This window comes from Mycobacterium rhizamassiliense (genome assembly GCF_900157375.1).
Lineage (GTDB): Bacteria > Actinomycetota > Actinomycetes > Mycobacteriales > Mycobacteriaceae > Mycobacterium > Mycobacterium rhizamassiliense.
In genome coordinates this window covers 2,198,700-2,215,928 of record NZ_LT721901.1, presented here as the reverse complement: position 1 = coordinate 2,215,928, position 17,229 = coordinate 2,198,700, and the positions used below count along the sequence as shown (strand labels likewise).

Genomic DNA, 17,229 nt, shown 5'->3' with positions numbered 1-17,229 from the left:
CGCCCCTACTGTCCCGTTGCCGTGCCGGGCGGAATCTTGAACGGGTCGGCCGCCTGTCCGGACAGGTTGGCCAGTTCGCCGGTCAAGAAATCGGGCGCGTTGACGATCTCGCTCATATGCATCATGTTCGGATCGAGTGCGTACGACGTGGTGAAGAACGTTTCACCGAGCCGCCGCAAGGTGAGGTCGAAGGTGGTGAACACATTGAGATAGTCGCCGCGCACGGCCTGCTTGATGCCGTAGTTGGGGAATGGGAACGTCAGCAAGAGCTGCAGCGAGGTGACAAAGGTCTTGCGGTTGTCGTTGAGCGCCTTGACGACCGAATACAGGTCCTTGAGGTCCGCGGCGAAGTCCACCTTGGTTTTCGACAGTACATTCGACGAGACCGTCGCCAGCTTTTTCAGGCTGGCGAACGCGTCGACGATGTGGTCCCGGTTCTTGTTGAGCACGCGAATCGCTTCGGGCAGGCTATCCAGCGCCTTGCCCAGGTTGTCCTTGTCGCGGGCCAGGGTCGCCGAGAATCGGTTGAGTCCGTCGACCGCGTCGACGATGTCGTTAACCTGGCGATTGAGCCCCGATGTCAACTCGGCCAGCCGCGGCAGCAGGCCGGTCAACTTGTCTTGCCGACCGGCGAAGGCCTGGTAGGTCTCGTCGGTAATCTCCTGCAGCGCACCGAGATTGCCCTTGTTCACCACGACACCGAGGGCGGAGAACACCTCCTCGGTGGTGGGGAAGCGGCTCGTGTTGGATTCCGAGATCTTCGATCCGTCGACCAGCCTGCCGGTCGCCGGCTTGCCCTTGGGTGCGGCCAGGTCGATATGCAGCGATCCCAGCAACGACGTCTGCGATACGGCCGCGGTCGCGTTCGCCGGCAGCACGACGTTTTTGTCCAGCGCCAATTGCACTGCCGCATAGAAGGATCCGTCGGGTCGCTGCTGGGCCTGGATGCCCGAGACACTGCCGACGGTGACATCGTCGATCATCACCGGCGAGTTCTGCGGCAGCGTCGCCACGTCGGCCATGTCGACGGTGATCGTGTAGGCGCCGCTGCCGTGGCCGCGCGTTCCGGGCATCGCCAGCGAATTCAGCCCGTTGAACTGGCACCCCGCGAGCAGGACGCCGCCGACGGCCAAGGCACTGGCGCGCAACCAGATTCGGCTCACTGGCCACCGTCCTGGCCGTTTTGCAGCCCCGCAGAGGGCCCCTGCGGCGGTCCGGGCAGCGGACCGAACGCGGAGCCCGGACCCGGTCCCGGGGCGGGCGCGTTGGCGCCGGCCGGTCCGGCCTGTGGGGCCGTCGGCACCAGCAGGGCCTGCAGATCGGCGGGATTCTGGGCGGGGGGCGCGGGGTTACCGTTGGCCGGTATCCACGTCAGCTGCGGAATCGGCGTCTGCGCCTTGGCTTTTGTCTCGGGAGTGTCATAGATGATCTGCCCCTTGTACGCCGTGATCGTGTTCAGCGGGTGGAACATGATCGGCGGGTAGTTCACCGCCAACCGGCGCAGCACCGGTCCGAGCCGCTCGCGGCACAGCTCGGCACGCCGGAAGTAATCGGGCGCCTTGGGCCCGCCAGCGGTCTCGAAGGAACCCCCGCAGATGAACTGCACCGGGTTGGCGAACTCCGGGATCGACAGCAGGCCGTTCAGGGTGCCCTGCGCCGGGTCATAGATGTTGTAGAAGTTGGCGATACCGGGGCCCGCCACATGCAGCACCTGCTCGATGTTGTCGCTCTGGTCGCTCAGCGTCTTGGCAAAGTCGTTGAGCTGGTTGACCGTATCGATCAGCGTCGAGTTGTTCTCGTGCAGGAAGCCGCGGATGTCCGAGAGCGCCTGGTTGAGCGTGCCCAGCGTGTGGTCCAGGTGGCGCGAGCTGTCGGCGAGCACCTGCGATACCGATGCGACGCTCCCGGCGAACTGCACGATCTGTTCATTGCTCGCCGACAGGGCGTTGACCAGAACCTGCAGATTCTTCACGGTGCCGAAGATGTCGCCGCGCGAATCGCCCAGTCGGCCTGCGACTTGCGACAGCTCGCGCAGTGCGCTGTGGAACGATTCGCCCTTGCCGTCGAAGGTGTCCGCGGCCTGGTTGATCGCCGCGCCCAACGGTCCCTGCATCGAGCCCGTCGTCGGCCCGAGCGAGACCGCCAGCTGAGTCAGCGATTCCTTTACCTCGTCCCACTCCACCGGGACGGCGGTGCGCGACAGATCGATGCTGCCGCCCGCAGGAAGCGTCGCCCCGCCGTTGTAGACGGGGGTCAGCTGAATGAACCGCGCCGCCACCAGGTTCGGCGACATGATGATAGCCTTGGCATCCTTGGGGATCTTCACGTCGTTGGACACCGACATGGTGATCTTCACGTCCGACGGCCGGGGCTCGATCGAGTCGATCGTGCCGACCGGGACGCCGATGATGCGGACCTGGTCTCCGGGGTACAGCCCTACAGCAGAAGCGAAGTAGCCGACGACCTTTCGGCTATTCGCTTGTACGGACAGCACATAGACGCCACCCACCAACACCGCGACCAGCGCGATGACGGTGACGTAGCGAATCCCGCGGCTACCCGCGATCCGTTGGATCATGGCGACTTCGGGCGGACGACCCAGCGTTCCTGGATCAAGCCGCGTAGGTAGTCGGAGAGGCTGGCCGGCAGCTTGCCCGGCTGGTAGAAGAAGTCGAACATAGTCGCCAACAGGGGCGCGGGGATGACACCGAAGACGTTGACGTTGAACCCGGGTCCGGAACCGACGACCTCGCCCAGCTCCGTCGCATAGGTGGGCAGCCGTTTGAGGGCCTCGGTGATGTAGTCGCGGCGCTCATTGAGATTGCTCAGGACGTCGTTGAGCTTGCTCAATGCCGGGCCGAATTCCTTGCGGTTGTCGTTCACAAACCCCGAAATCTGTGCCGAGACACCGTCGATGCCGGAGATCAATTGCGACAGCGCGGCGCGCCGGTCGTCGAGTGCGGCGAACAGCTCGTTGCCGTCGTCGACCAGCTTGTTGACCTGGTCTGCGCGCTGGGACAGCACGCCCGTGACCGACTTCGCATGGGCCAGCAGGCTTTGCAGCGCCTCGTCACGGCGGTCCAGCGTGCGGGACAACGAGGTCACCCCGTCCAGCGCGCCACGCAGCTGCGGCGTCGCGTCGTGCAGGGTGTCGGTGAGGACGTTGAGCGCGTGTTCGAACTGCGGCTTGTCCAGGTTGGTCGCGTTTTGGCCTAGGTCCTCGAGCGCGCCGGCCAGCGTGTAGGGCGTCGTGGTGCGGCTCAGCGGAATCGACGTCACCTTGCCGGTTCCGGCCGGCGTCACCGAAATCGAGCGCTCACCGAGGATGGTGTCGGTGCGGATCGCGGCCATCGACTGGTCACCGAGCGCAACGTGCCGGTCCACCGAGAACGTCACCTTCGCGCTGCCTCCGGCCAGACCGACCGCTTGCACCTTGCCGACTTTGAAGCCGGAGACGTAGACGGCGTTGCCGGGCGAGATGCCGCCGGCGTCGCTGAAGTAGGCGTCGTAAGTCTTTCCCTGCGGATAGAACGGCAGGTTGGCGTAGCCGAAGGCGATGAGGACGACGCAGATCACCAGCACCACACCGAAGACCCCGGTGCGCAACGGATCACGTTCGTGCCTGGCACTACTTGGCAAAAGCGCACCTCCCCTGGCTGGGATCCACCTGGCCGCCGAGGGGCAGGAGGATGTCGCTGCCCGCCGGGCCGTTGATCTTGATGCTCACGGAGCAGAAGTAGATGTTGAAGAAGGAACCGTAGGCCCCGAGCGCGGACAGCCGCAGATAGTCTTCGGCCAGCTGCTCGACGTCGTTGTTCACCTCGGCCTTGCGGTTGTCGAGCTCGGTGGCCAGCGGCCGGGTGTTCTCCAGGATGCCCTGCAACGGCCGGCGTGAATTCTTCAGCAGCTCAGTCAGATCCGCTGTGGTCGACGCCAGCGGCGGGATGGCTCCCGCGATCGAGTCCTTATTCTTGGCCAGCCCGGTGATCAGCTGCTGCAACTGGTCGACGCTGGCCGAGAACTTCGCACTTCTCTCGTCGATGGTGCCCAGCACGGTGTTGAGGTTGGTGATCACGTCGCCGATGAGCTGATCGCGTTGCCCCAACGTCGTCGAGAAGGCATTAGTGTCGGCGAGCACATTCGACAACGCCCCACCCTGGCCTTGCAGCAATTCGATGACCGCGCTGCTGATCGTATTGACCTTGTCGGCGTCCAAGCCCTTGAGCACCGGGCGCAGCCCACCCAGCAGCGCATCCAAATCCAGTGCGGGCTGGGTGTGTTGGGCGTTGATCGTGCCGCCGGCCGGCAGCTTACGCAGCTCCCCCGGGCCCGACGCGATCTCCAGGAATCTGTCCCCGACCAGGTTCTCGTAGCGGATCACCGCGCGCGTCGAGGTGTAGAGCGTATAGCGATCGTCGATGCCGAACTCAACGTCCACGCTGTTGTCGGGGTTCAGTTTGATCCCGTTCACCGCACCGACCGGCACCCCGGAGATGCGGACCTTCTGACCCGCCTTCAGCCGAGACGAGTCGATAAATGTTGCGTGGTAGGTGTTTTCGGAGCCGAACCGGAAGTCACCGAAGACCACCACCAGGCCGGCGGCCACCAACAGCATCGCCACGGCGAAGGCGCTCACCTTGATCACCATCGACCGGTGCGACGGCATCTCCGATTTGGGCATCAGAAGTCGTCCCGTTCCGCGAAAGAACCGTGGAACAGGAACTGCAACGTCGAGGGCGCGTCGAACTGCAGCTCGGTGAACGGCTCATATGGGACATTGGCGTTGTCGGTGACCAGGAATGGCGACCGGAACCACGAACCGCCGTGCTGCTTGTTCGGGATGTCGGGCAAACCGCGGCAGTTCGGGCCGCCGGAGGCGTTGACGATCGGCAGCGACTCCGGGTAGGTGTACGCGGGCGCGCCCAGCACGAAGCTGGACGACGTGAACAGACCGGCCTTGCGGACACCGAGAATCGGACCGAACTCCTTGAGCCCGCGGTCGACACCCCTGAAGAGGCAACCGAATTCGGGTGAGTAATCTCCGGCAACCTTCAACGGGGCCCGTAGCCGGTTGAGGGCATCAATCAGGTCTTGCTCCGCCGGCTCCAGCGTCTCGTAGGCGTTGTTGGCCAGGCCGATCGTGGACAGCAACGTGTCGTTGAGATTCTTCTGCTGGTCGACCACGGTCTTACTGATGGTCGGCAGGTTGTCGAAGATCGTGTTGAGGTCGGGGGCGGCGTCGGCGTAGATGTTGGTCACGACCGCGGTCTTGCGGAAGTCCTCCTGCAGCGCACCGAGCTTCGGATTCGTCTGCTGCGTCAGGGTATTCAGCCCTGACAACAGCGCGCCGAAGTCGTCGCCGTGACCGCGCAGGCCTTCGGCGAACGCGCTCAGCGTCCCGTTCAGCTCGACCGGGTCGACCTTGTGCAGCAGGTCGATCAGCGACTGGAACAAGGTGTTGACTTCCAGCTGCACCGCCGAGGCGCTCAGGTGCGCGTCCGGGCGCAGGGACGTCGGCGAAGGCGCTTGCGGCGGAACGAATTCCACCGACTTCGCTCCGAAGATCGTGTTGCCTCCGATGTGCACTGTGGCATTGGACGGGATGAAGTGCATGTCGTCGCTGTTGATCGCGAGCGTCAAGCGGGCCTGGTCGTCCGCGTAGTTGATGTCGGTGACCTTGCCGATCTGGACGCCGCGGTACTTGACCTTGGCGCCCTTGTCCATCACCAGCCCGGCCCGCGGCGCCGCGATGGTCACGGTGTCGACCGAGGCGAAGGCCGCCGTGTAGGAGAGGTAGGTCAGGACGGTGAACGCCACCAACAAACTGGCCAGCAGCGCCGCTGCCAGCCGTACGTGTGTGCGTCGCGTGTCTGTCTCTGCCATGTTCCTTTTAAGCGGGTCTCTTATCCGGAGAGGTTGAAGTTACCGGACGCGCCGTAAACGGCTAGCGAGATGAACAAAGTAATGACCACCACGACGATCAGCGAGGTCCGCACCGCCTGTCCGACCGCGATGCCGACGCCGACCGGCCCACCGGTGGTGTTGTAGCCGTAATAGGTATGTACGAGCATCACCGCGATGGACATCACGATGGCCTGCAGGAACGACCACAGTAGGTCCGACGGGATGAGGAAGGTATTGAAGTAGTGGTCGTAGAGGCCCGCCGACTGTCCGTTGATGAACACCGTCGTGAAGCGGGCGGCGAAGAAGGCGGCCAGCACCGACAGCGAATACAGCGGGACGATCGCGACGAGGCCGGCGACCAGCCGGGTCGACACCAGGTAGGACACCGAGTGCACCGCCATGCACTCCACGGCATCGATCTCCTCCGATACCCGCATGGCGCCCAGTTGCGCGGTGGCGCCCGCGCCGATGGTGGCCGCCAACGCGATGCCGGCGATCACCGGTGCGACGACGCGCACATTGAGGAACGCCGACAGGAAGCCGGTCAGCGCCTCGATACCGATGTTGCCCAGCGACGAATAACCCTGCACCGCAATGACACCGCCGGAGGCCAGCGTCAGGAACGCCGCGACGCCGACGGTGCCACCGATCATGACGAGCGCCCCGGCGCCCAGTGTCATTTCGGCGACCAGCCGGATCGTTTCCCTGCGATAGCGGGTCAGCGCGTTGGGGACATAGCGCACGGTCTGGCCGTAGAACAGTGCCTGCTCACCGAAGTCGTCCACCGGGCCTTGCAACCGTGACGCGATATTTCGGAACCGGAAAGTGAGGTCGTAGCTCATGCGCCGCTCACTTCGCCGAAATCCGGACGCCGATGGCGGTCATCACCACGTTGATGACGAACAGGCAGATGAAGGCGTAGACGACGGTCTCGTTGACCGCGTTGCCGACGCCCTTCGGCCCACCCTTGACGGTCAGGCCGCGGTAGCACCCGACCAGGCCGGCCATCACACCGAACAACAGCGCCTTGCCCTCCGCGAGCACCAACTCGCGCAGTCCCGTCAACACGGTCAGCCCGTTGATGAACGCCCCGGGGTTGACGCCCTGGAGGAACACCGAGAAGACGTAGCCGCCGGACAACCCGATGGCGCACACCAAACCGTTGAGCAACAGCGCGACGACCGTGGACGCCAAGACGCGGGGCACCACCAGCCGGTGGATCGGGTCGATGCCCAACACCCGCATCGCGTCGATCTCTTCGCGGATGGTCCGGGCGCCCAGGTCGGCACAGATGGCCGTGGCGCCGGCGCCGGCCACCACGAGCACCGTCACCACCGGGCCCAGCTGAGTGATGGTGCCGAACGCCGTTCCGGCGCCGGACAAGTCGGCCGCGCCGATTTCCCGCAGCAGGATGTTGAGCGTGAAGGCCACCAGGACCGTGAACGGGATGGACACCAGAAGCGTGGGGACCAGCGACACGCGCGCGATCATCCAGGTCTGATCCAGGAACTCGCGGAATTGAAACGGCCGTCGCACTGAGGCGCGGCCGGTATCGATCATCATTTCAAAAAACCCGCCGACAGCGCGGGCGGGCACGGCAAGTTGTTCGATCAACCCGATAGCCCCCTTTGCTGCTCACGGCGAAGTGTGCGTCGCCTCGGTACAGTCCTCGTTCGCACTCGGCTCGCTGTGAGCCGGCTCATATTAACTCAAAGAAGTTCACACCTGTCAATGAACAGGAATTCCGTATCCAAAGCGTTAATTTATCCAGGTCAACGCAGTTACGGAATTTCCAATCTGACACACGTTCTACTAGCCCATTTCCCCCTCAAGAAGTGGCATTTAGCGGCTATTGCTCCATGAGCCCAACCGCCGAAAATCCAATCTCCGGATCGCGGTCAGCAAAGTAGTTTTCGAGTGCGCCGCTGAGTTGCGCGGGCTCCCATGCGGAGCCGTCCGCGATGAACCTGTGCTCGGCGACCGGCGCCGAAACAAGCGTCACCTGGGGACCGTAGACGATAAAAACCTGCCCGTTCACCCGTGCCGCAGCCGGGGACGACAGGAACTTGACCAGGCTCACCACGTGGTCCGGCGACAGCGGGTCGACGCCGCCCTCCTCGACATCCGGCGCCGCACCGAACACGTCGGCGGTCATCGCGGTGCGGGCCCGCGGGCAGATCGCGTTCGCGCTCACGCCGTAGCGGCCCAGCGCCCGCGCGGCCGTCGACGTGAGCGAGATGATGCCCGCCTTGGCCGCGCCGTAGTTGGCCTGCCCCACCGGGCCCACCAGACCGGCCTCCGACGAAGTGTTCACGATGCGGCCGAAGATCGAGCCCCCGGCATCCTTCGCCTTATTGCGCCAGTAGGTGGCCGCGTTGCGGGTGAGCAGGAAGTGGCCGCGCAGGTGCACGGCGATGACCTGGTCCCACTCCTCGTCGGACATGTTGAACAGCATCCGGTCCCGGGTGATGCCGGCGTTGTTCACCACGATAGACAGGCCGCCCAGGCCGTCGGCGGTCGAGACCAGTTCGTCGGCGGTCGAGCGCTCGCTGATGTCGCCGGCGACCGCGATGGCTTTGGAGCCGGTCGCATTGATCTCGTCGATGACATCGGAGGCGTCGAGCGCCGACGCGATGTCATTGACGACGACGGTGGCGCCCAGGCTTGCCAGGCCCAGGGCCTCGGCGCGTCCCAGCCCCGCGGCCGCGCCGGTAACCACCGCGACCTTTCCGGATAGATCGGTCGCGTTCGTGCTGCTAGTCAATTTATGAATACCTCTAGTTTTCGGGACACTCGTCGTTAGTCTTCGCGCGTCAGCGCCGCGCGCGGGCACTCGGCGATCGCCTGCTCGGCCAGATCTTCTTGGTCGGACGGTATCGGATCGGTTTTCACGACGGCATAGTCCTCGTCGTCCAGGTCGAAGATATCTGGCGCGATTCCCAAGCACACCGCGTTACCTTCGCACCGGTCTCGATCCACGATCACCCGCACGGCACCCTCCTTGAAGCTGACCCCGGTGTGGCCCCATACCCTTGATTGGGTAGCTCCACCATAGGGCCCCGCCGCGTCTGACGAAACGGTCGCTGGATTCCAAGACTAGAACGTGTTACAACCGGGAAGGCGAACGGGTAGCCGTTGGTCGAGTTACGGCGTGTCACGTTGAGCAAAGGACGGCTGGAATGCGCATCAGTTACACCCCCGAACAGGAGGAGCTGCGTCGCGAGCTGCGGTCGTACTTCACCGCGCTCATGACCCCCGAGCGGCGCGAAGCACTGACGTCGACGCAGGGCGAGGTCGGCACCGGCACCGCGTATCGCGACACCGTCGCGCAGATGGGCAAAGACGGCTGGCTCACCCTGAACTGGCCCAAGGAGTACGGCGGTCAGGACCGCTCCCCGATGGAGTCGCTGATCTTCACCGACGAGGCGGCCGTCGCCGGCGTTCCGGTGCCGTTCCTGACGATCAACAGCGTGGCGCCGACGATCATGGCGTTCGGCACCGAGGAGCAGAAGAAGTTCTTCCTGCCCAAGATCGCGGCGGGCGAACTGCACTTCTCCATCGGCTACTCGGAGCCGGGTGCTGGTACCGACCTGGCCAACCTGCGCACCACCGCGGTGCGCGACGGCGACGACTACGTGATCAACGGCCAGAAGATGTGGACCAGCCTGATCGCGTACGCCGACTGGGTGTGGCTGGCGGTGCGGACCAACCCCGACGCCAAGAAGCACCGCGGCATCTCGATGCTGACCGTGCCGACGACGGCCGAAGGCTTCTCGTGGACGCCGGTGCACACGATGGCCGGGGTGGACACCAGCGCCACCTACTACTCCGACGTGCGGGTGCCGGTCAGCAACCTGGTCGGTGAGGAGAACGGCGGCTGGAAGCTGGTGACCAATCAGCTCAACCACGAGCGGGTCGCCCTGGTCTCGCCACAGCCGATCTTCCTGGCCCTGCGCGAGGTTCGCGAGTGGGCGCAGAACACCAAGGACTCCAGCGGGGCCCGGCTCATCGACTCGGAGTGGGTGCAGCTCAACCTGGCCCGGGTGCACGCCAAGGTCGAGGTGCTCAAGCTGATCAACTGGGAATTGGCCTCCGCGCATGATGACGCCTTGAACCCGGCCGACGCGTCGGCGGCGAAGGTGTTCGGCACCGAGCTGGCCACCGAGGCCTATCGGTTGCTGATGGAGGTGCTGGGTACCGCGGCGACGGTGCGCCAGGATTCGCCGGGCGCGTTGCTGCGCGGCCGGGTCGAGCGGATGCACCGGGCGTGCCTGATCCTGACCTTCGGCGGCGGCACCAACGAGGTGCAGCGCGACATCATCGGCATGGTCGCGCTCGGCCTGCCTCGAAACCGCTAAGTACCGCTGAGCATCGAGAAGGACGACTTTCATGGATTTCACGACAACCGAAGCGGCGAACGACCTCGGTGGCCTGGTCGACACGATCGTGGACTCGGTGTGCACGCCCGAGCATCAGCGCGAACTCGACGGGCTCGAGCAGCGGTTCGACCGTCAGCTTTGGCAGAAGCTGATCGAGGCCGACATCCTCACTAGCGCTTCGGCTTCCGCGCTGGGCGGCGACGGTTTCGGCGCGCTCGAGCAAGTAGCCATCCTGGTGGCGCTGGGCCACCAGCTGGCGGCCGTGCCGTATCTCGAGTCGGTGATGCTGGGCGCCGGAGTGCTGGCCCGGTTCGGCTCCGAGGAACTGCAGCAGAGCTGGGGCGTGCCGGCCGTCAAGGGCGAGAAGATCCTGACCATCGCGCTCGACGGCGAGATGGGTGAGGGCGCGGTGCAGGCCACCCGGGGCAGCGACGGCTACCGGCTGACGGGAACCCGCACCCAGGTCGCCTTCGGAACCGTGGCGGACGCGTTCCTGGTTCCCGCCGAAACCGATTCCGGCACGGCCGTTTTCCTGGTGGCTGCCGACGACCCCGGCGTCAAGGTGACCCCGCTGCTGACCACCGGCCTGGGCAGCGTCGCGCACCTGGCGCTGGACGGCGTCGCCGTGGATGACGCGCGGCGCGTCGGCGGCGGCGAAGTCGTGACCTGGCTGGGCACGCTTGGCACCCTGGGCCGCAGCGCATATCAGCTCGGGGTACTCGACCGCGGTTTGCGGATGACGGCCGAATACGCCCGCGAGCGTGAGCAATTCGACCGCCCGATCGGCAGTTTCCAGGCGGTGTCGCAGCGGCTGGCCGACGGCTACATCGACGTCAAGGGTCTGCGGCTGACGCTCACCCAGGCCGCATGGAAGGTCTCGGAAGACATCGCCGCCGAGATCGATGTGGCCAGTGCGGCGTTCTGGGCCGCCGATGCCGGACACCGGGTGGCGCACACCATCGTGCACGTACACGGCGGCGTCGGAGTCGACACCGATCACCCGGCGCACCGGTACTTCCTGGCCGCCAAAGAGGCAGAGTTTGCGCTCGGCAGTGCCACCGGCCAGCTGCGCCGGATCGGCCGTGAGCTGGCGGAAACCCCTGCCTGACCGCCCGACGACGATGCGGTTCGTGCAACGAACCGAGGAGGAGTAGGGCTGCCTTGGATACTTCGACTGACCCGACCGTCGCCGAACTGCTAGTCCCGCTCGCCGATATCGACGACCAGGGCGTCTACTTCGAAGAGTCGTTCACCAGCTGGCGCGACCACGTCCAGCAGGCCGCGGAGATCGCGGCGGTGTTGCGCGGGCGAATGGACCCGGAAAAGCCACCGCACGTCGGCGTGCTGCTGGAGAACACGCCGTTCTTTTCGGCAGTGCTCGCCGCTGCGGGGATGTCGGGGATCGTGCCGGTGGGCTTGAATCCGATACGCCGTGGCGAGGCGCTGGCCCGCGACATCAGCAAGGCGGACTGTCAGCTGGTGCTGGCCGACTCGAATTCGGCTGCGACACTGGACGATATCGACCATCTGAACGTCGACTCCGCGAAGTGGGCCGCCGAGGTCGACGCGCATCGCGGCACCGAGCCGCGCTTCCAGTCGGCGTCTCCCACCGACCTGTTCATGCTGCTTTTCACGTCGGGCACCAGCGGCGACCCCAAGGCGGTGATGGTCAGCCACGGCAAGGTCGCGTCGGCCGGTCTACGGATGACGGAGCGGTTCGGCCTCGGCACCAACGACGTCTGCTACGTATCGATGCCGTTGTTCCATTCCAACGCGGTGCTGGTCGGCTGGGCCGTGGCGGCGGCGTGTCAGGGGTCTTTAGCGTTGCGGCGCAAATTCTCTGCGTCGGGGTTCTTGCCGGACGTGCGCCGCTTCGGCGCTACCTACGCCAACTATGTGGGCAAGCCGCTGTCGTACGTGCTTGCCCAGCCGGAGGGGCCCGACGACGCGGACAACCCGCTGCGCGCGGTGTATGGCAACGAGGGTGTCCCGCGCGACGTCGACCGGTTCAGCCGCAGGTTTGGCTGCGTCGTCCAGGATGGGTTCGGTTCGACTGAACTCGGAGTGGCCATAGCCCGGACCCCCGAAACTCCCGACGGCTCACTAGGTCCGCTGCCCGAAGGAGTCGACATCATCGACCCGGACACTGGCGAGCCGTGCCCGCCGGGGATCGCAGGCGAATTGGTGAACACGACCGGAGCCGGCGGTTTTGAGGGTTACTACAACGACGAGGCCGCGATGGCCGAGCGGATGCGCGGCGGGGTCTATCACAGCGGCGACCTGGCCTATCGCGACGAAGCCGGCTACGCATATTTCGCTGGCCGCCTGGGTGATTGGATGCGGGTCGACGGTGAGAACCTGGGTGCGGCCCCGATCGAACGGGTGCTGCTGCGCTATCCCGATGTGACCGAGGTTGCGGTGTATCCGGTGCCGGACCCGGTCGTCGGCGACCAGGTGATGGCCGCGGTGGTGCTGGCGGCCGGTACCGAATTCGACGCCGACAAATTCCGGGCGTTTCTGGCCGAGCAGCCGGACCTGGGCCCCAAGCAGTGGCCGTCCTACGTCCGGGTCGGCGCGGAGCTGCCGCGCACGGTGACGTTCAAGGTGTTGAAGCGTCAGTTGTCGGCCGAGGGTGTGGACTGCGGCGACCCCGTCTGGCCGATTCAGCGTTGACCACATGACTTTTCGGCCCCTTGAGCAAGCGCTCGAAGCGAGCTTCGAACAGCTCTCCGCGTCGGTGCCGGCCGACGTGGGCGTCGCGATCGCCCGTCCGGATCGGACCTATTCGCTGGGCCGGTGGTCCTGCGGTGTCGCCTGGTCGACCATCAAGGTGCCCCTGGCGATCGCAGCGCTGCGCACCGACTGGCCACGTGCCAAAGACCGTGCCGCGAAGGCGATCACGGAGTCCGACAACCCCGCCGCCGAGCAGCTGTGGGCCGGGCTGGGCGACCCGGCGGACGCGGCGCGGCGGGTGCAGGCTGTCATCGCCGAAACGGGTGACACCGAAACCGCGGTCGAGCCGAGGCGGCTTCGGCGCGGCTACACCGCATTCGGCCAGACGCAGTGGACCCTGCAGCGCCAGGCACGTTTCGCCGCGGAGCTCCCGTTGCTCCCCGGCGCGGCGGGCGTCATCGACCTGATGGGCAACCTCACCGCCGAGCACCGATGGGGTTTGGCCACCAAAGGTGTTGCCGCCAAGGGTGGTTGGGGTCCGGGCGCCGAGGGCGGATACCTGGTCCGGCAGTTCGGAATCGTCGGGACCCCGTCCGGGCAGTGGGGCGTCGCGCTCGCCGCCGACGTGCGCGAGGGCGGGTACGAAACCGGCGTCGAGGTGGTCGATGCGCTGGCCGAGTGGCTGGTGAGCCGGCTGCCCGGGCTAGCCCGTTATTGACGGCACGACCGCGTCGATCAAATGCGGTCCGGGCTCGTCGAACGCCGCGCGCAGGGCCTCGGCGAACTCCTCGGCGGTGCTGACGCGGCGGGCCGGCACTCCCATGCCTTCGCTGATCTTCACGAAGTCCATTGTGGGTCTTGACAAGTCGAGCAGGTCGAGCGCCTTGGGGCCGGGTGCGGACCCGGCGCCCACGCGCTGCAGTTCGACTCGCAGGATGTCGTAGGCGCTGTTGTCGTAGACCACGGTGGTCACGTCGAGGTTTTCCCGAGCCTGGGTCCACAGCCCCGAAATCGTGTACATCGCCGACCCGTCGGATTCCAGGCAGAGCACCGGACGGTCCGGGGCTGCGATCGCGGCGCCCGCCGCCGTCGGGATGCCATAGCCGATCGCCCCGCCCGTCAACGTCAGCCAGTCATGGGCCGGCGCGCCCGCGGTGGCCTGCGGCAGCAGCAGACCCGAGGTGTTCGACTCGTCGACGACGATCGCCCGTTCCGGCAGCAGCGCCCCGATCACGTCGGCAGCAGACGCGGACGTCAGCGGGCCGCTGGGCAGCTGCGGGCGCGACGCGGCGGCAACGGGGGCCGTGGTGCCCGGCGCCACTTCGTCGGCCAGCGCCACCAGCGCTTCGGCCGCACCCGCGTGCTCGGCGAGCACGTGCACCGCGCAGCCCGCCGGCACCAGGTCGCTGGGCATGTCGGGGTACGCGAAGAAGGACACTGGCGATTTGGCGCCGGCCAGCACCAGGTGCTTGGCGCCGTCCAGTTGGCCTGCGGCGGCCTCGGCGAAATATGCCAGCCGGTCGACGGCCGGTATGCCCGCCCCGCGCTCCAGCCGCGTGGGGAACGTCTCGCACAGCAGGCGTGCGCCGGTCGCCGCGGCGATCCGCGCGGCCGCGGCAAGCGCGGGGCCGCGGGTGGCGTCGCCGCCCACCATGATCACCGTCGGCTCCCCCGACCGCAGCACCTCGGCAACCCCGGCCGCCAGCTGCGGGTCGGCGACCGCGGGCCTGGCCGGCCGTGGTGTGGCGGGCATCGCGCCGTCCGACCAGGACGCGTCGGCGGGCAGGATCAGCGTCGAGATGCACGAGCCGGCGCGGCATGCGGCGATCGCCTCGGCCGCGTCGATCGCGACGTCGGCGGCCGTCGCCGTCCGGTGCACCCAGCCAGAGACGGTGCCGGCAAGCGCGTCGATGTCGGATTCCAGTGGGGCGTCGTACTTCTTGTGGTAGGTGGCGTGGTCGCCGACGACCACCACCATGGGAACGTGGGCCCGGCGCGCGTTGTGCAGGTTGGCCAGCCCGTTGCCCAGCCCGGGGCCCAGGTGCAAGAGCACCGCCGCAGGCCGGTCTGCGATGCGGGCGTATCCGTCCGCCGCACCGGTGGCGACGCCCTCGAAAAGGGCTAGCACACCGCGCATTTCGGCGACGGCGTCCAGCGCGGCCACAAAGTGCATCTCCGAGGTACCCGGGTTGGCGAAGCACACGTCGACGCCGCCGTCGACCAACGTACTGATCAGCGCCTGCGCACCGTTCACTTGATTGCCTCCAGTCTGAAAACACGTCTGGCGTTGTCGCGCAGGAAACTGCGCCGGGCGTCGTCGGTGAGCCCGAGTTCGTCCAGCCCCGCCAGGGCGTGTTCGTGGGTGATCATCGGATAGTTGGTGCCGAACAAGACTTTTCGTTGACCCGTCCCGGTTTTCATGAACCGGACGAGTTCCTCCGGCAGCCGCCGCACGGTGTAGGCGGAGGTGTCGATGAACACGTTTTCGTGCTTGCGGGCCACGGCGACCATCTCTTCGGTCCACGGATAGCCGACGTGCCCGCAGACGACCACCAACTCGGGAAAGTCGAGGGCGACCTGATCGATGTAGGGAATCGGGCGTCCGGTCTCCGAAGGCCGCAGCGGGCCGGTGTGACCGACCTGGGTGCAGAACGGCACCCCGGATTCCACGCACTGCGCGAACAGCGGGTAGTAGCGGCGGTCGGTCGGCGGCGCGCCCCACAACCAGGGCACCACCCGCAGGCCGACGAAACCCTCGGCGACTCGGCGCCTCAGCTCGCGGACGGCCTCCATCGGACGGTCCAGGTCGACGGTCGCCAGCCCGGCGAACCGGTTCGGGTGCAACCGAATCCATTCCGCGACCTCGTCGTTGGAGATCAGGTCCAGGCCTCCTGGGCCATACCACGCGCTGAGCACGCCGAGGTCGACGCCCGCGGCGTCCATCGCGGCGATGGTCACGTCGATGGGAATGTCGGCATCCGGTATCGCCCCCCCGGTCCAGCGTCGCAGGGAGGCCAGCATGTCGCTGCGCAGAAACCGCGCAGTCGGATGCTGCATCCACACATCGATCGTCATCGATTTTCGACTCTAGACCTCACCCGAGGTCAGGCGGCCAGCGCGGCGCGGGCCGCGGCATGCGTCTGCGCCGCGTACCCGCCGCCGAACAGCACGACATGCGCCAGCAGCGGATACAGCTGGTGTAGGCCGATGCGGTTGCGCCACCCGGCTTTCAGCGGCCGCACGCGCTGATAGCCGTCGAGGATGGCGTCGTAATGCGGGCAGCCGAACAGCTCGAGCATCGCCAGATCGGTTTCCCGGTGACCGGCGTGCGCGGCCGGATCGATCAGCACCACACCGTCGGCCGTCCACATCACGTTGCCGCTCCAAAGATCGCCATGCAGCCGCGCCGGACGGTCGTCATCGTCGAAGTCGCCGGCCCGGCAACGCGCCACCACGGAGTCGATGGCGGACCGGGTCGCCGCATCGAGGCGCGCCGCCGCGAGCTCGGCCATCGGAACCAATCGCTCGTCGGCGTAGAACTCGCCCCAGCGCCGATGGGGGCGCAGCGACATCGGCAGCGGCTGCGACAACGGGCCGAAGAATCCCGGCCCGTCCCAGCCGTCGGGCCCCGCACCGAACGCCGCCGCCCCCGCATCGTGCGTGACGGCCAGCCGGCCGCCGAACGCGTGGCCCACGTCGCGACTGGGCGCCGCCGACTCGAGTCGCTGCAACGTCAGACTGGTCGCGTCGACGGCGATGACCCGCGCGCACGGCACACCGCCGTCGACGGCCGAAAGCCACCGCAAGCCCGCGGCCTCGCACGCGAAGAAGCCGTCGGGGGCGCCGGAGCGGCTTTTGACGAAGTCGGTCATCCGGCTTCCACCCTAGACAGGCCGTCGCGGGCCGGCGAATCTGAGTAGTTGTACGGATTCCACGAATGGCGCGCTCCCGCATGATTATTGGCATGAACCTTCCGGACAACACAGCAAAGAACACCGCCGCCTTCTTCGTGCAGGCGGCCATCGCCTTCGGCGTGAGCTTCCTCAGCGCCCTCGGCGGCATCTACTTCCTTCCGATCGATTCGTGGCAGCGGATGTTCCTCGGGATCACCGTGCTGTTTCTCGTCTCCAGCGCGTTCACCCTGGCGAAGGTGATCCGCGATCAACAGGAAGCCTCGACCGTGCGGGTCCGCCTGGACGAGGCCCGAATGGAGAAGATGCTCGCGGAGTACGACCCGTATTCCGCGGCCGCCTGACCAACGTGGGCGGCGTGG

17 protein-coding genes are annotated in these 17,229 nt (G+C 66.6%); 5 read left to right on the top strand and 12 right to left on the bottom strand.

Annotation, left to right across the window (positions count from 1 at the left end; all coding sequences use genetic code 11):
- Positions 1–5 precede the first annotated feature (5 nt).
- The 9 genes from MRAB57_RS10805 to MRAB57_RS10765 all read right to left on the bottom strand — a co-directional run bounded on the left by MRAB57_RS10805 (position 6) and on the right by MRAB57_RS10765 (position 8,895).
- Positions 6–1,163: a virulence factor Mce family protein gene (locus tag MRAB57_RS10805; RefSeq protein WP_077087560.1), complete on the bottom strand. Its 1,158-nt coding sequence runs from the start codon at positions 1,161–1,163 to the stop codon at positions 6–8.
- The gene (locus tag MRAB57_RS10800) at positions 1,160–2,578 is read right to left on the bottom strand and encodes a virulence factor Mce family protein (protein ID WP_077087559.1); all 1,419 of its coding nucleotides are present in this window, start codon (positions 2,576–2,578) and stop codon (positions 1,160–1,162) included. The genes MRAB57_RS10805 and MRAB57_RS10800 overlap by 4 nt, the downstream gene beginning before the upstream one ends.
- A complete protein-coding gene (locus MRAB57_RS10795) occupies positions 2,575–3,639 on the bottom strand; it encodes a virulence factor Mce family protein (RefSeq protein WP_077087558.1) in 1,065 nt (354 codons plus the stop codon). Before MRAB57_RS10795 ends, MRAB57_RS10800 begins: the two co-directional genes overlap by 4 nt.
- Positions 3,629–4,681 (bottom strand): MCE family protein, encoded by a 1,053-nt coding sequence (locus tag MRAB57_RS10790; protein WP_077087557.1) that lies wholly within the window; start codon positions 4,679–4,681, stop codon positions 3,629–3,631. The genes MRAB57_RS10795 and MRAB57_RS10790 overlap by 11 nt, the downstream gene beginning before the upstream one ends.
- On the bottom strand, positions 4,681–5,883 hold the full coding sequence (locus tag MRAB57_RS10785; RefSeq protein ID WP_077087556.1) for an MCE family protein: 1,203 nt from the start codon (positions 5,881–5,883) through the stop codon (positions 4,681–4,683). The genes MRAB57_RS10790 and MRAB57_RS10785 overlap by 1 nt, the downstream gene beginning before the upstream one ends.
- Before the next feature lie 20 nt (positions 5,884–5,903).
- Positions 5,904–6,746: an MlaE family ABC transporter permease gene (locus tag MRAB57_RS10780; protein WP_077087555.1), complete on the bottom strand. Its 843-nt coding sequence runs from the start codon at positions 6,744–6,746 to the stop codon at positions 5,904–5,906.
- 7 nt (positions 6,747–6,753) lie between these two features.
- The gene (locus MRAB57_RS10775) at positions 6,754–7,518 is read right to left on the bottom strand and encodes an MlaE family ABC transporter permease (RefSeq protein WP_077087554.1); all 765 of its coding nucleotides are present in this window, start codon (positions 7,516–7,518) and stop codon (positions 6,754–6,756) included.
- A gap of 235 nt (positions 7,519–7,753) precedes the next feature.
- Positions 7,754–8,668, bottom strand: a complete 915-nt coding sequence (locus MRAB57_RS10770; RefSeq protein WP_077087553.1) for a 3-oxoacyl-ACP reductase — start codon at positions 8,666–8,668, stop codon at positions 7,754–7,756.
- Between the two features lie 35 nt (positions 8,669–8,703).
- A complete protein-coding gene (locus MRAB57_RS10765) occupies positions 8,704–8,895 on the bottom strand; it encodes a ferredoxin (protein WP_077087552.1) in 192 nt (63 codons plus the stop codon).
- 188 nt (positions 8,896–9,083) lie between these two features.
- Between MRAB57_RS10765 and MRAB57_RS10760 the strand changes: the two genes are divergently transcribed.
- The 4 genes from MRAB57_RS10760 to MRAB57_RS10745 are packed head-to-tail and all read left to right on the top strand — an operon-like array spanning position 9,084 to position 13,674.
- Positions 9,084–10,262 (top strand): acyl-CoA dehydrogenase, encoded by a 1,179-nt coding sequence (locus tag MRAB57_RS10760; protein WP_077087551.1) that lies wholly within the window; start codon positions 9,084–9,086, stop codon positions 10,260–10,262.
- 31 nt (positions 10,263–10,293) lie between these two features.
- Positions 10,294–11,391 carry an acyl-CoA dehydrogenase family protein gene (locus tag MRAB57_RS10755; RefSeq protein ID WP_077087550.1) on the top strand — a complete coding sequence of 366 codons (1,098 nt, stop codon included), beginning with the start codon at positions 10,294–10,296 and terminating at the stop codon, positions 11,389–11,391.
- Positions 11,392–11,444: 53 nt separating this feature from the next.
- The gene (fadD17, locus tag MRAB57_RS10750) at positions 11,445–12,956 is read left to right on the top strand and encodes a long-chain-fatty-acid--CoA ligase FadD17 (RefSeq protein ID WP_077087549.1); all 1,512 of its coding nucleotides are present in this window, start codon (positions 11,445–11,447) and stop codon (positions 12,954–12,956) included.
- 4 nt (positions 12,957–12,960) lie between these two features.
- Positions 12,961–13,674 carry a hypothetical protein gene (locus tag MRAB57_RS10745; protein WP_077087548.1) on the top strand — a complete coding sequence of 238 codons (714 nt, stop codon included), beginning with the start codon at positions 12,961–12,963 and terminating at the stop codon, positions 13,672–13,674.
- Here MRAB57_RS10745 and MRAB57_RS10740 read toward each other — a convergent pair.
- From MRAB57_RS10740 to MRAB57_RS10730, 3 genes are read right to left on the bottom strand one after another with little or no spacing between them, the layout of a single operon-like run.
- A complete protein-coding gene (locus tag MRAB57_RS10740) occupies positions 13,660–15,210 on the bottom strand; it encodes an acetolactate synthase large subunit (protein ID WP_077087547.1) in 1,551 nt (516 codons plus the stop codon). The genes MRAB57_RS10745 and MRAB57_RS10740 overlap by 15 nt on opposite strands.
- Complete coding sequence (locus MRAB57_RS10735; RefSeq protein ID WP_077087546.1) at positions 15,207–16,031, bottom strand: amidohydrolase family protein; 825 nt, start codon at positions 16,029–16,031, stop codon at positions 15,207–15,209. The genes MRAB57_RS10740 and MRAB57_RS10735 overlap by 4 nt, the downstream gene beginning before the upstream one ends.
- A 29-nt stretch (positions 16,032–16,060) precedes the next feature.
- Positions 16,061–16,828, bottom strand: a complete 768-nt coding sequence (locus tag MRAB57_RS10730; protein WP_077087545.1) for a fructosamine kinase family protein — start codon at positions 16,826–16,828, stop codon at positions 16,061–16,063.
- 92 nt (positions 16,829–16,920) lie between these two features.
- Between MRAB57_RS10730 and MRAB57_RS10725 the strand changes: the two genes are divergently transcribed.
- On the top strand, positions 16,921–17,211 hold the full coding sequence (locus tag MRAB57_RS10725) for a YiaA/YiaB family inner membrane protein (protein ID WP_077087544.1): 291 nt from the start codon (positions 16,921–16,923) through the stop codon (positions 17,209–17,211).
- The last annotated feature ends 18 nt before the right edge of the window (positions 17,212–17,229 follow it).